Origin of the sequence: Nostoc sp. 'Lobaria pulmonaria (5183) cyanobiont' (genome assembly GCF_002949795.1) — a bacterium.
GTDB lineage: Bacteria > Cyanobacteriota > Cyanobacteriia > Cyanobacteriales > Nostocaceae > Nostoc.
The window spans coordinates 113,506-126,706 of sequence record NZ_CP026692.1 but is presented as its reverse complement, the minus strand read 5'-3'; the positions used below and the strand labels follow the sequence as shown (position 1 = coordinate 126,706).

Here is a 13,201-nt window from a genome sequence, read left to right as displayed (position 1 = left end):
TGACTTTTTGAGTAAGTGGCATGAAAGTGCTGTGAAACATGAGAGTTAAGATTTTAAAACGCAGAGGGGCGCTGAGGGAAGCGCAAAGGTTTGCAGAGGAGTTAATTATCTGCGTTCCTTTGCGTTTCTCTGCGTTAAAAAAAAAGGATATAAGTTATGACGACAAAATTAGATGCTCTGATTAATTCTCTAGAAGGTATAGAAACTATTACCGACTCTACCCAAGTCGCAAAACTATCCCAGGATTATCACACTTTTAGCCCCGTGTTAGTGTCGAAACTAGAGGGAAAAGTTGGAGATATCGTAGTGCGTCCTGCTAATGAAGCAGAAGTTTTAAAAGTTGCAGCCGCCTGTGCAAAACATCGTATACCTATAACTGTGCGAGGCGCGGGAACTGGGAATTATGGGCAATGTGTACCGTTGCACGGTGGCGTAATTTTAGATATGACGCGGCTGCAAGAGATTCTTTGGGTAAAACCGGGAGTGGCGCGGGTGGAAGCTGGGGTGAAGTTGGCAGCTTTGGATAAAAAAACACGAGAAATCGGCTGGGAAATCCGTATGGCACCCTCTACGTACCGCACAGCGACAATTGGGGGATTTATCGCTGGGGGAAGTGGCGGTATTGGCTCGATCCAATATGGGTTATTAGCCGATCGCGGTAATATCTTAGCACTGCGAGTGATAACTGTAGAAGACGAACCCCGTGCGATCGCATTACGCGGCGATGATGTCCAAAAGGTAAATCATGCTTGGGGAATTAATGGCATCATCACTGAAGTCGAAATTCCTTTAGGGCCAGCTTATCCTTGGGCAGAAGTCATTGTCACCTTTGACGACTTTATGACAGCAGCAAAGTTTGGTCAGGCAATTGGCAATGCTGATGGCATGATTAAGAAGTTGATTTCTGTCTTTGCATCCCAAATTTCTCAGTACTTTCACGCTTTACAAGAGTATATTCCTGAAGGGACTCACTCAGTCTTTTTGATAATTTCCGAGCCAAGTTTGGAATTTTTACCGACTTTGGTGCAGCAATACGGCGGACAAATTACATATAAAAAACTAGATGAGGAAGCAGCCAAAGGTACACATTTAGCAGAATTTTCCTGGAATCATACCACTTTACTTGCCCGGAGTGTAGATACTGGTATTACATACTTACAAAGTCTCTTTCCTAGTGATGCCTCTGGCGGGCTGCGCCTACGCAGTTTGCAACTAGTAGAGCAGATGTATAATTACTTCGGCGATGAGGTAATGATGCATTTAGAGTTTTTTCGGGTGAATGGTGTCGTAGTTCCTGGTGCATTGCAACTTGTGCGCTACACCACAGAAGAACGCCTCAATGAAATTATCCGCTATCACGAAGAACAGGGTGTGAGTATTGCCAATCCTCATACGTATATTATTGAAGACGGCGGCAGAAAAGTTATCGATCGCGAGCAGTTAAAATTTAAAGAAATAGTCGATCCTTATGGGTTGATGAACCCTGGTAAAAGCAAGGTTATTCAATTCCAAATTCAAAATTAGCAAACTAGAGAAATACATATCAGAAATTTCTCTGTATATTTGTGTAACCTCCCTCTAAAAAGCTAGCTGTTGGGCGTTTATAATTTGTGGTTTGATTTTAACAGCCGTGGGGATAACCCAAAATCCAACATCTCAAAATCGCCCATGATTGAAATTGACGGTTCCTACGGAGAGGGAGGCGGACAAGTTCTTCGTACTTCCTTAAGTCTAGCCGCCATCACCGGTGAACCCATACGAATTACTGGCATTCGCGCTGGACGTAAAAAGCCAGGATTAGCAGCACAACATTTAACAGCAGTTCGGGCGGCGGGTAGAATTTGTAATGCCCAACTACGAGGTGATGCTTTGGGTTCAATGCTGCTGGAATTCATCCCAGGTAGTGCTGTGCAAGCTGGAATTTATACCTTTGATGTTAGTAAAGCACAACAAGGTGGTTCTGCGGGTGCGATCGCTCTAGTTCTTCAAACAATTCTCTTACCTTTGGCGCTAGCATCTGGCAATTCCCTGGTGACACTAAAGGGTGGAACTCATGTGAACTTTAGCCCGACAGCGACGTACATTGAGCAAGTTTATCTGCCCATACTGCAACGCATGGGTATAGAGGCCCAAGTCAAGTTAGGCGCTTGGGGGTGGTATCCCCAAGGTGGGGGAGAGGTAAAGTTACAGGTGCATGGCGGTGGTAAACTCGGTGGGATCGACTTGTTGGAACGGGGCGATTTACAACAGGTGCGGGGGCTAGCAGTGGTGACGGAATTGCCTTCTCATATTCCGCAACGCATGGCGAATCGTGCCGAGAATTTGTTACGGTCAGCCCATTTAAAAGTTGCTGTACAGACCTTGCGAGAAAGAGGTGTCGCACCTGGGGCGGGTATTTTCCTCACTGCTGAGTATCAGAATAGCTTAACTGGCTTTGGTGGATTTGGGCGTTTGCGGTTGTCGGCGGAAACAGTTGCAGAGATTGCTTGTCAGCAACTGCTTGAGTTTCATTACACCGGCGCAGCAGTGGATGAACATTTAGCAGATCAGTTATTATTGCCAGCTGCTTTAGCTTCACAAGAAAGTCAGTATCGAGTCGCTGAGGTGAGTAGGCATCTGACGACAAATGCAGCGGTTATTGAACAGTTTGGGCTGGCGCAAATAACAGTAGATGAAGCTGATAAAATAGTGTCGGTAAAGAGTTTGAATAGATGAACAAGTGCTATTACTTTAGTACTGCTATATGGTAGAGTCTTATAAAGAACTATTCTGTAAATTTAAATCAATCTTGTGATCCCTTCTACCTTCAAATAAAAGCTGCAAGTTTTAGCAGACAACTTTGATAAAGATTTAAACCTACTTTCCGAGATTCGGGTCATAAAGCAACTTATGTCATTGCAACCTGATCAAGCTATTGAAGTGTTTTATTCTTATGCTCATGAAGATGAAAAACTTCGCGACAAACTAGAAAAGCACCTCACTCTTTTAAGACGGGAAGGAGTGATTACAGAATGGCATGATCGCAAAATTTGAGCAGGAAAAGAATGGCAGAATGAGATAGACACTCACTTAAATTCATCTCATACCAATTCTCTATGAAGTTGCACTTAATAAAGCGGAGGTGATGTAATCCCATCCACAAATTGAGGCGATCGCAAGTAGGGTTAAAACTGAGTTCAGTTGTTCTTGATACTTACTATTTACTTAAATATCGAACATAGTTTTTGAATTTACCTCTGCTAAAGGCATATATTTAGGTTAAGTTAGTTTGCGATCGCAAATACAAGGGACTGGGAATTGGGCATGGGGCATCGGGCATTAGACACAGAGATATTTGTTGTTGGCTGTGATTATGCCCAATGGGGTATCGGACTTTTGCATCTAGTAAATTATGCTCTAGGATGAACCTTTGAGCTTTGTGGATAGACCTAATTTTTGTCAATGGGATCATGCATGGAGTGTTCAGCAAAATAGAAATTGGCCCTATTCCCAACACTGGAAATAAGGCAAAGGAGTTTTTATAAGGGGAGATAGAAAACTGAGGAAGCTGTCATTAGCGGACAGTTTCTGCAATAAACATACTACTTTGAACCTAGCCTTGTGGATAAACCTCCACTCTTCACCCCTGAAGAAGAATTTGCCCGAACCGGTATGTTTACAGAAACGATTTAAATACTTAGAATGCTATAATTTCCCTCCTTCAAAGTTTCGTAAGGAGGGGAATTATAGCGCAACCTATTAAAACCCGTTTGCTTGACCTACAGCGTACCAAACACTTGTGGGTAGGGACTTCCAAAAAATAGTCTAATGAGAATCGCCCTTGGTAACTTTAAATATCGATGATATAAAGGAGACAATAAAAATAGCAAAAGTAGAAACTTGCCCCGAAAAGGCAATTTCAATGCTTTGAAAAGTCACAGCATTGGCATCTCACGCTGTATGTATATGCCTTTGAATATCCTCTAAAATCAATGTTTAGAAGCGTAAAGGTCTAATTTATAGAGGATTTTTCCTAACAGACAACCACCGATGTAGCCTGTAACCAACACATGACCAATCGAGAGGAATTAATGAAGAACGAGTCAACGTTAGCAAGCAACGCCGACGTAAATTTCCTTATCGGTGGGGGTGAAATGGGTGCTAGGATGCGAGAACAGGATTGGTCAAAAACATCCCTCGGCCCAACACAGCAGTGGCCACAGAGTTTGAAGACTGCCGTGCGAATTATGCTAACTTCCCGTCAACCTATGTTTGTTTGGTGGGGTGAGGAACTGATTAACCTTTACAATGACGCTTATAAGACTATTATTGGTGGCAAACATCCAGCAGCATTTGGACAGCCAGCTTCATACGTGTGGCGGGAAATATGGGATCAGGTTGGGCCGAGAGCTGAATCTGCGATGCTGAAAAATGAGGGTACTTACGACGAAGCGCTGCTGCTAATTATGGAGCGCAATGGCTACCCAGAAGAAACTTATTATACTTTTTCATATAGCCCGGTTCCTAATGACCAGGGCGACACAGGTGGGATCATTTGCGCCAACACAGAGGACACGCAACGGATTATCAGTGAGCGTCAGTTGGCACTTTTGCGCGAATTAGCGGCGAGGACAGTAGACGCGCGAACATTCGATGAAGCCTGTACGCTAAGTGCGAGTTGTCTGGAGAGCAACCCTTACGATCTCCCTTTCGCCATGATTTATCTGGTTGATCCCGATAAGCAGGAAGTTTTCCTGGCTGGAACGTGCCGCATTGGGCAAAACCACGTAGCAGTTCCAGAAACAGTGGCTCTCGATGCTGATTGCGTTTGGCCCTTTGCGGAAGTGATCAGAAAGCATCAAGCCAAACTAATTTCCGATTTGGAAGTGTCTTTTAGTAGTCTACCCTGTGGTGTTTGGCAGCGATCGCCCCATCAAGCGATCGCAGTACCCATTGCCCCATCCGGTCAAACCGGAAAAGCTGGTATATTAATCGTTGGTTTGAACCCCTTCAGGCTATTCGACGACAATTATCAAGGATTCATTGATTTAGTTGCGGCTCAAATTGCAGCCAGCATCGCTAACGCCCAAGCTTACGAGGAAGAACGCAAACGCGCTGAAGCCTTGGCAGAAATCGATCGCGCGAAAACCGTCTTTTTCAGTAACGTCAGCCACGAGTTCCGTACCCCACTTACTTTGATGTTGGGGCCATTAGAGGACACCTTAACCACTTGTGCTACTCTGCTTCCAGCCAAAGAACGAGAGCAGCTAGAAATGGTGCAACGCAACGGACTTCGGCTGCTGAAACTGGTCAACAGCTTACTAGATTTTTCACGCATTGAAGCCGGAAGGGTTGAAGCATCTTATGAACCCACCAACCTTGCCACCTTCACCGCAGAACTAGCTAGTGTATTTCGTTCAACGGTAGAACGAGCAGGGATGCAGTTATCAGTCAATTGTCCTTCCCTGCCAGAACCAGTGTATGTAGATCGAGAGATGTGGGAAAAGATTGTTCTTAATCTGCTCTCGAATGCCTTCAAGTTCACAATGGCTGGAAAAATTACAGTTAGTTTGCACTGGTCAAACGATCGTATTGAGTTCGCAGTTAAAGACACAGGCATCGGTATCCCAGCAGCAGAAATCCCCCACCTTTTTGAACGATTTCATCGGGTCAAAGGGGCGCAAGGACGCACTTTTGAAGGGTCAGGAATTGGATTGTCACTGGTGCAAGAATTGGTGCAAATGCATGGTGGAAGAGTTGATGTTACCAGTCTTCTCGGAGTAGGCAGTTGCTTTACTGTGTCAATTCCAACAGGATATACTCATTTGCCTCCAGACCGGATTAGTGCCCCGCGAACTTTAGCTTCAACCGCATTAGGGGCAACACCTTATCTAGAAGAAGCCCTGCGGTGGCTACCACAAGAAGCAGGGGAGCAGGGGAGCAGGGGAGCAGGGGAGAAGGAAGTATTTTCCCTTCTGCCTCTGTACCCCTCTGCACCCTCTGCGAGAATTCTCCTAGCTGATGACAACGCAGATATGCGTGATTATGTCAATCGGCTATTAAGTCAGCAGTATGAAGTGGAATCAGTGCCGGACGGTTTAGCTGCTTTAGATTCTGCTCGTGGACGTGTCCCAGATTTGGTACTGACAGATGTGATGATGCCTGGATTAGATGGCTTTGGACTGCTGCAAGCATTACGAGCCAATCCGCAGACACAAAAAGTTCCGATCATCCTGTTGTCGGCACGGGCGGGAGAAGAGGCACGGGTGGAAGGGTTAGAAGCGGGAGCCGATGATTATCTGATTAAACCTTTCTCTGCCCGTGAATTGTTGGCGCGGGTAGAGGCAGCTCTAAAAATGGCTCGTCTCCGCCAAGAGGCAATGGAACGTGAGCAAGGGCTGCGAATTGAAGCTGAGGTAGCAAAAGCACACCTAGAGACTGTCATCGCTGGTATCCAAGACCAATTCTTTGTATTGGATCGAGAGTGGCGTTATACCTTTGTCAACGATCAAGTAGCAGAAATTGTTGGCATCCCAAAAGAAGAATTAATAGGTAGGATCGTTTGGGAAGTTTTTCCAGATGTGATTAACAGCGAGTTTGATACCGAGGTTCATCGGGCGATGGCTCTACCAACGCCTTTGGCGAACGCACAAAACACTGTCGTTCAGTTTGAATACTTTTATCCGGCTTGGCAACGCTGGTTTGAAAATCGCATCTACCCCTTTGCAGAAGGAGTAAGCATTTTTGTTACAGACATCAGCGATCGCAAACAGGCAGAAAAAGCACTTCGGGAAAGCGAAGAAAAGTTCCGCAACATGGCTGACAATGCCCCCTTCATGGTTTGGGTAACAGACAGCGATGGCTACTGCACCTATCTCAGTCAAAGCTGGTACGATTTTACAGGTCAGAGCGAGGAAATGGGTCTGGGATTTGGCTGGTTAAATGCTGTGCATCCAGAAGACTACAATGACGCTAGGAATGTTTTTCTGGAAGCTAATAAAAGTTACTCGGCCTTCCGTTTGGAGTACCGCTTGCGGCGCAAAGATGGCAAATATCGCTCTTGCATCGATGCCGCTAATCCGTGGTTTGGGGTGGACGGTCAGTTTAAAGGTTACATCGGCTCAGTAATTGATATTACAGAACGCAAAGTAGCAGAAGCCGAACGCGATCGCCTCCTAGAACTTGAGCAAGCTGCCAGAACTGAAGCCGAAAGAGCCAACCGAATTAAAGATGAGTTTTTGGCGGTACTTTCCCATGAATTGCGATCGCCTCTCAATCCGATTCTTGGTTGGGCGAGACTCTTGCAGACTCGTGAGTTTGAACCAGCAGCCCTGAAGAAAGCGATCGCAACTATCGAGCGGAATGCTAAATTACAAGCTCAACTAATTGAAGATTTGCTCGATGTCTCTCGGATATTACAAGGTAAGCTCAACCTGAAGATGTTACCTGTCAACCTAGTATTTGTGATTGAGGGGGGATTGGAAACAGTGCGTTTGGCAGCAGAAGCTAAAAATATTCAAATTCAGACGATGCTGGATGCTTCTTTTGGGGAAGTTTTGGGTGATTCCGGTCGTTTACAACAAGTTATCTGGAATCTCTTAACGAATGCCGTTAAATTCACTCCTGAAGGAGGAAAAATTGATATTCAACTAGAGCGCGTTGACACTCAAGCTCAGATTACCGTCAGTGACACAGGTAAGGGAATCAGCCCTGACTTTCTGCCTTATGTGTTTGAATATTTTCGTCAGGCTGATAGTACAATAACCCGAAAATTTGGTGGCTTGGGGTTAGGGTTAGCAATTGTCCGTCATTTGGTAGAATTACATGGCGGCACAATTTGGGCAGAAAGTTTAGGTGAAGGGCAAGGAGCTACTTTTAGAGTCATGATACCACTAATTAAAAAAGATTTAACTCCAAAACAACACATAGATATTGCGGCATTAAATCCTTCTTCTCCGACTGAAATCCTTGCAGGCATCCAAATCTTAGTTGTAGATGATGACGATGATACCCGTGACTTCCACACATTTGTACTAGAACAGGCTGGAGCAATGGTGACAGCAGTCACATCAGCAAAAGAAGCATTACAAATTTTGGCAGAGTCAGAACCAGATACGCTGCTCAGTGATATTGGGATGCCAGAGATGGATGGCTATATGCTAATGCGCCAAGTTAAAGCATTACAGGCAAACCAAGCCAAACAAATTCTGGCGATCGCTTTAACTGCTTATGCCGGAGAAATCAATCAGCAACAAGCGCTTGAATCAGGGTTTCAAAAGCATCTCTCCAAACCCGTTGAACCAGATGAGTTAGTCAAGGCAATTGCAACTCTAATTGGTCGAAGTGGGAATGTCTGAGTATTCAGTTGCAGTGCATAAACTATATAAATGTCTCTACACGAGGAATTGATAAATTTATTCGTGGAAGAAATATTAACATTAGATATTTATTTCCCCCAAACCATTCAATAGACCACTTGCACAAATGCAAAATTCGCCCTCATCCCTCAACCCCTTCTCCCAAAATTAGGAGAAGGGAGCTAATTTCAAAGTCCCTCTCCCAAAATTGGGAGAGGGATTTAGGGTGAGGGTTTTTGATTAATGGCTTAATTTATTAAATTTTCTCAAAAGTTTTGTTGTTTATTGAGGTAGATTCACTCTTCCAAAAGATATATTTATATCTGAATTAATCTAGCTAAAAGCTGTTCCTAAACTGGCTAATTTTGCCTTTATTTTGTAACTTAAATTGTTAATATAACTCCTCGTTCTGTTGCTTAATTGCACAAAAACATCGGCAATTACTTGTGGTTTTAGTATAAATTTTGGTATATGTTGCAAAGTCACTTACTCAGCTAAATTATTCAGTTTACTTAACTCATCAAATCTTCACGTATTTGAAGTGTAGTTTATCTTTTACAGTAAAAATAGTGGGAATAATAGAATAAATCAGATTGAGCAAATTATTTAGCTATGAGCCAAATATATCCTATCTCCAAAACCTGTGCTTGTCGTAATGTTGCACGCTGCCGGACTAAAGAGGCAGGTAGGCTCTTTCTCTGGTTCCCCGTTCCACATACCCTAAAAAAAGTCACTTCCTACCTACAACAGTTTGCCTTTAAGTATGAACTGATGCAGGAGCGACCAGGTTTGAGTTTGGAGTGTAGACCCGGACAGTCCCTAGAAATTGCTCGTAACCTGGCCAAACTACTTGCACCAAGAGAATTAAAAGAGACGCAAGTCCTTTTCATTCAAGGCACTTTCCAACCTCAACTCCATGATTTTAGTGACATAGCCTCATTACAACGCTTCATTAAGTTGAACCAATCCGGCTGGCTGGTTGAAATGCTGGCAACAGAACGATTCACCAGTTACTTCCAACCAATTGTCTCAATTAACGATACATCGCAGATTTTTGGATATGAATCGCTTTTGCGGGGACTGGATGAACAAGGCAATTTAGTGTTACCGACACCAATTGTGGAGTTAGCAACCGAAGCCGGACTTCTACCACAAGTAGACCAAGTTGCTCGCCTCAGCACAATCACTCAATTCAGCCGATATGAAGTGAGTGGGCACATCTTCATCAATTTTGCCCCAACATCACTTTATGACCCAGCTTTTTGCCTACGTAGTACGGTAGAGGCAATTGATACTGCCGGAATTTCCCACGATCGCGTTGTTTTTGAAGTTGTAGAATCAGACAATCCTCAAGATTTAACCCATCTGAAGACAGTGCTTAAATACTACCGGGATGCTGGGTTTTTAGTCGCTCTTGATGACCTTGGTTCTGGCTATTCCAGCCTAAACTTGCTGCATCAGTTACGTCCAGACTTTATCAAGCTGGATATGGAGTTAATTCGAGATGTACATCAAGACCTTTACAAAGCTTCAATTACCGAGAAACTTCTAGAGATTACTCAAAAGTTAAACATCCAGACTGTTGCTGAAGGAATTGAATGCATTGAGGAACTGAATTGGTTGCGAGAACGAGGTGCAAATTTTGCTCAAGGCTATTTGATTGGTAAACCCAGTGCAGTGCCTGTCACTACAACCCCTTACTTTGATCCGATCGTGTTAACTGTAGCATCGACATATTCTCAGCAGGTTGAACAGCGTGTTGTCCGACACCAAAGCGAACCTGAGCGAATTGTCGCAGATGTGACGCAGCGCATTCGCCAATCCTTGGAGTTAGACGAGATTTTGCAAACCACGGTAGCCGAGGTGCGACAACTGTTTGAGGTAGATCGAGTGGTGATGTATCAGTTTAAGCCAGACTGGAGTGGGTTAGTTGTTGTAGAATCTTTAGCAGAAGGGTGTATGTCGATTTTGGGATTTCACGTCATGGATACCTGCTTTAAATCCACGCGTGCAGCTTACTATCAACAAGGTAACACCAGAGCGATCGAAAACATTGAAACTGCGGGATTATCGCCATGTCATATTCACCTCCTCAAAAGTCTGCAAATCCGGGCAAACCTTGTCGTGCCCATTTTGCAGCAAGGGTGTTTGTGGGGACTATTGATTGCTCACCAATGCCGTCATCCCAGACAATGGCAGCAATCGGAGATTAACTTGTTTAACCAGTTAGCAGGTCAAGCTGCGATCGCTATTCAGCAATCAGAACTTTACCACCAATTACAACAAGCAAACCAGGAATTACAGCGCCTTGCCTGTTCGGATGGTCTAACCCAAGTGGCAAATCGACGCTGCTTTGATGAGACGTTAAACACGCAGTGGCAATGGTTGGCACGAGAGCAAGGTTCGCTATCTTTGATTTTGTGTGATGTCGATTACTTTAAGCTTTACAACGATACGCATGGGCATCTGGCAGGAGATGATGCACTTAGACAGGTTGCTAAGGCAATCTCTCAGACAGTTAAACACCCCGCTGATTTAGTTGCTCGTTATGGCGGAGAAGAGTTTGCAGTCATTTTGCCGAATACTGATATTGAAGGGGCCATTGCAGTTGCAAGAGATATTCAGACCAATATTAGTGGATTACAAATGCCTCATCCCCATTCTCAGGTCAGTGAATTTATTACCCTAAGTCTTGGTGTGGCAACCATTACTCCTGATAGCCAATTATCTCCTGCAACCTTAATTGCTGCTGCTGACCAAGGACTCTACGAAGCAAAAGCACAAGGAAGAAATTGTGTGGTGCAGATGGATTGTCAGGATGCTGATGCTAGATAAGCTATGCTCTTTTATTCTGCACCGAAGTTTACTTGGGCAAAATATAGACCATACAATTCACACGAAAAATTAACGCCTAAGTAAAATGTTTATGGCTTGACAATCCATAATTATATGAAATAATTATCATTTTAGAGATACCTTGATAATCTCAGTAGATTCTGATATACAACCGTTAAAATAATTCAGTTTTATGTTCAGAAAGGTGAAACCCGGAAAACATCTTCAGATTCAGCGCGTTCTTCGGAAGATTTTTAAGAATGCACTGCTTCGGGAAGGTATTGTAATTCCTGTGCGGGCTGAAAGTGTTGAATTTCCTATTTCTGAAAAGACAACGCACTCTTACTAATCATTTTTTATTGGGATTATTTAGCACATAGGCAATGATTTAAGAATTACAAATTGTGCCAGAATGATTGACAGTTTGGGTGCTTGCCAAAGATATAATTGTAAGTTTGCTAAAATTATCCCCTTCACTTATTCATTAAGCAAAACATTTCTGTTAGTGGATAGCTAGGGTTTAGCCCGTTCCGAGTTCTGAGTAAAGAAGTCAGATTCCCAACTTCTTTACTCAGCACTCCTACTACCCCAGTCTCTAGTCTCTAGTTCCCATCAGCCGAACCAATTAATTTCTGCCAGCTAGCAGGCCCGATAATTCCATCAGCATCTAAACCATTTTGCTTTTGAAAGTTCTTAACTACAACTTCTGTTTGCGGGCCGTAGACGCCATCATTATCAACACCTAAACGGTATTGCAAGTATCTGACAACTGCATTACCAGCATGGTTTGGTCTAAGTATTCGTTTTGCCAAAATTTGATTTATGGCATTCCATGTAGCTGAGTCAGCAATTCCAGTTGACTGAACCCCAACAATAGTCTGAAATTTTTCTACAGCAGATTTGGTGTTAGCCCCTGTGAAGCCATCTTCCATTAACGCCTTACCATTTTTATCAGTTATTTTTAGTTGATTTAAGGCTTTTTGCAGTCTGATAATCGTGGTATCTACATTATCTTCTTCATCTGGTACAGGGTTAACAGGAACACTTGCCACTTTACCAGTTAAGCCTTTGACAATCGCATTAGCCATTGCTTCTGGATTATAAAGATTCATATCTTTTTGCGAATCCACAAAGCAACCTTCTACAAGAATCGCAGGCATATCTGTATTTTTCAGAACAAACAAGTGGGAACCACTCTTAACACCACGATTAAAAAATCCTAACTTGACGATTTCATCTAATACAGGTTTAGCGATTTTTCTACCTGTCTCGCTAGTTGCAAATACTTCGGTGCCATTAGCTTGCCCGTTAAAGGAGTTAAAATGAATCGAGACGTAAATATCTACTTTACTTCCATTAGCTGTAGAACATCTTTTTGAGAGGGAGTCACGGACTGTACTAGCACTACTTGGTCTACATACTACGACTTCATTTCCTAAAGCTCTTAACTTGGCTATAACTCTATTACCTACATCTAGAGTTAAATTATCCTCAAATTTAATTCCTCTAGCTCCTGTGTCTGGTGGACAATTGTGCCCGCTATCAATTCCGAATTTCATGATTTCATCCTCAATTTACTTGTTTTTACACTAGTCCAAAACTCTTATAATTATATAAACAAAGTTTGGTGAATAGCTTTGTTTAAATACTTGTTAGCAATGGCTGCATTCTTTTCAGCATTCCTACGCTATTAAACCAAAGAAGTTTTTGTCCGAACCTGAACAGCAACTTTTATTTGGTAAAATCTACTAATTCAAAGCTATATTTTAACCAAAAACACAACTATTATAATTTATCAATATCGAGAATAACCAGTAATTTATTGCAATTATTGCAATAAATTGAAATCTAGCAATTGCCTACCATTCTTTAGATAATAACGCTTTCTAAAAGTGGAAAGCCATGACAAAAGTACTTAGTTAAATGCCCAAATCCCGAAACCGAACGCGCTCCCTGATGTGAAGCTGGGTTTATAAGGTCGTAAACCCTTGACAGACTCTAACCTTGGCTTCTTGTTAACCCTGAGCAGC

The 13,201-nt window shown here is 43.1% G+C and carries 7 protein-coding genes; 5 read left to right on the top strand and 2 right to left on the bottom strand.

Annotated features, from left to right (window positions below; translation table 11 throughout):
- Positions 1-156: 156 nt before the first annotated feature.
- From NLP_RS00490 to NLP_RS32620, 3 genes are all read left to right on the top strand, one after another.
- On the top strand, positions 157-1,524 hold the full coding sequence (locus NLP_RS00490) for an FAD-binding oxidoreductase (protein ID WP_104904682.1): 1,368 nt from the start codon (positions 157-159) through the stop codon (positions 1,522-1,524).
- Between the two features lie 144 nt (positions 1,525-1,668).
- On the top strand, positions 1,669-2,715 hold the full coding sequence (gene rtcA, locus NLP_RS00485) for an RNA 3'-terminal phosphate cyclase (protein WP_104904681.1): 1,047 nt from the start codon (positions 1,669-1,671) through the stop codon (positions 2,713-2,715).
- A gap of 174 nt (positions 2,716-2,889) precedes the next feature.
- On the top strand, positions 2,890-3,033 hold the full coding sequence (locus NLP_RS32620) for a hypothetical protein (RefSeq protein WP_158680240.1): 144 nt from the start codon (positions 2,890-2,892) through the stop codon (positions 3,031-3,033).
- A 220-nt stretch (positions 3,034-3,253) separates the two neighbouring features.
- On the opposite strand, the gene NLP_RS32615 is transcribed toward NLP_RS32620, so the two are convergent.
- Positions 3,254-3,451, bottom strand: coding sequence for a hypothetical protein (locus NLP_RS32615; protein WP_234017144.1), 198 nt, complete (start codon positions 3,449-3,451; stop codon positions 3,254-3,256).
- 619 nt (positions 3,452-4,070) lie between these two features.
- Between NLP_RS32615 and NLP_RS00480 the strand changes: the two genes are divergently transcribed.
- Entirely contained in the window at positions 4,071-8,336 is a 4,266-nt protein-coding gene (locus NLP_RS00480) for an ATP-binding protein (protein ID WP_104904680.1), read from the top strand.
- Positions 8,337-8,948: 612 nt separating this feature from the next.
- Positions 8,949-11,171: an EAL domain-containing protein gene (locus tag NLP_RS00475; protein WP_104904679.1), complete on the top strand. Its 2,223-nt coding sequence runs from the start codon at positions 8,949-8,951 to the stop codon at positions 11,169-11,171.
- A gap of 602 nt (positions 11,172-11,773) precedes the next feature.
- On the opposite strand, the gene NLP_RS00470 is transcribed toward NLP_RS00475, so the two are convergent.
- Entirely contained in the window at positions 11,774-12,730 is a 957-nt protein-coding gene (locus NLP_RS00470; RefSeq protein ID WP_104904678.1) for an N-acetylmuramoyl-L-alanine amidase, read from the bottom strand.
- Between the last annotated feature and the right edge of the window lie 471 nt (positions 12,731-13,201).

Bases quoted from the DNA above. Each gene is read 5' to 3' on its own strand.
- NLP_RS00470 (WP_104904678.1), bottom strand. From the start codon at position 12,730: ATGAAATTCGGAATTGATAGCGGGCACAATTGTCCACCAGACACAGGA.
- NLP_RS32615 (WP_234017144.1), bottom strand. From the start codon at position 3,451: ATGATCCCATTGACAAAAATTAGGTCTATCCACAAAGCTCAAAGGTTC.
- NLP_RS00480 (WP_104904680.1), top strand. From the start codon at position 4,071: ATGAAGAACGAGTCAACGTTAGCAAGCAACGCCGACGTAAATTTCCTT.
- NLP_RS32620 (WP_158680240.1), top strand. From the start codon at position 2,890: ATGTCATTGCAACCTGATCAAGCTATTGAAGTGTTTTATTCTTATGCT.
- rtcA (WP_104904681.1), top strand. From the start codon at position 1,669: ATGATTGAAATTGACGGTTCCTACGGAGAGGGAGGCGGACAAGTTCTT.
- NLP_RS00490 (WP_104904682.1), top strand. From the start codon at position 157: ATGACGACAAAATTAGATGCTCTGATTAATTCTCTAGAAGGTATAGAA.
- NLP_RS00475 (WP_104904679.1), top strand. From the start codon at position 8,949: ATGAGCCAAATATATCCTATCTCCAAAACCTGTGCTTGTCGTAATGTT.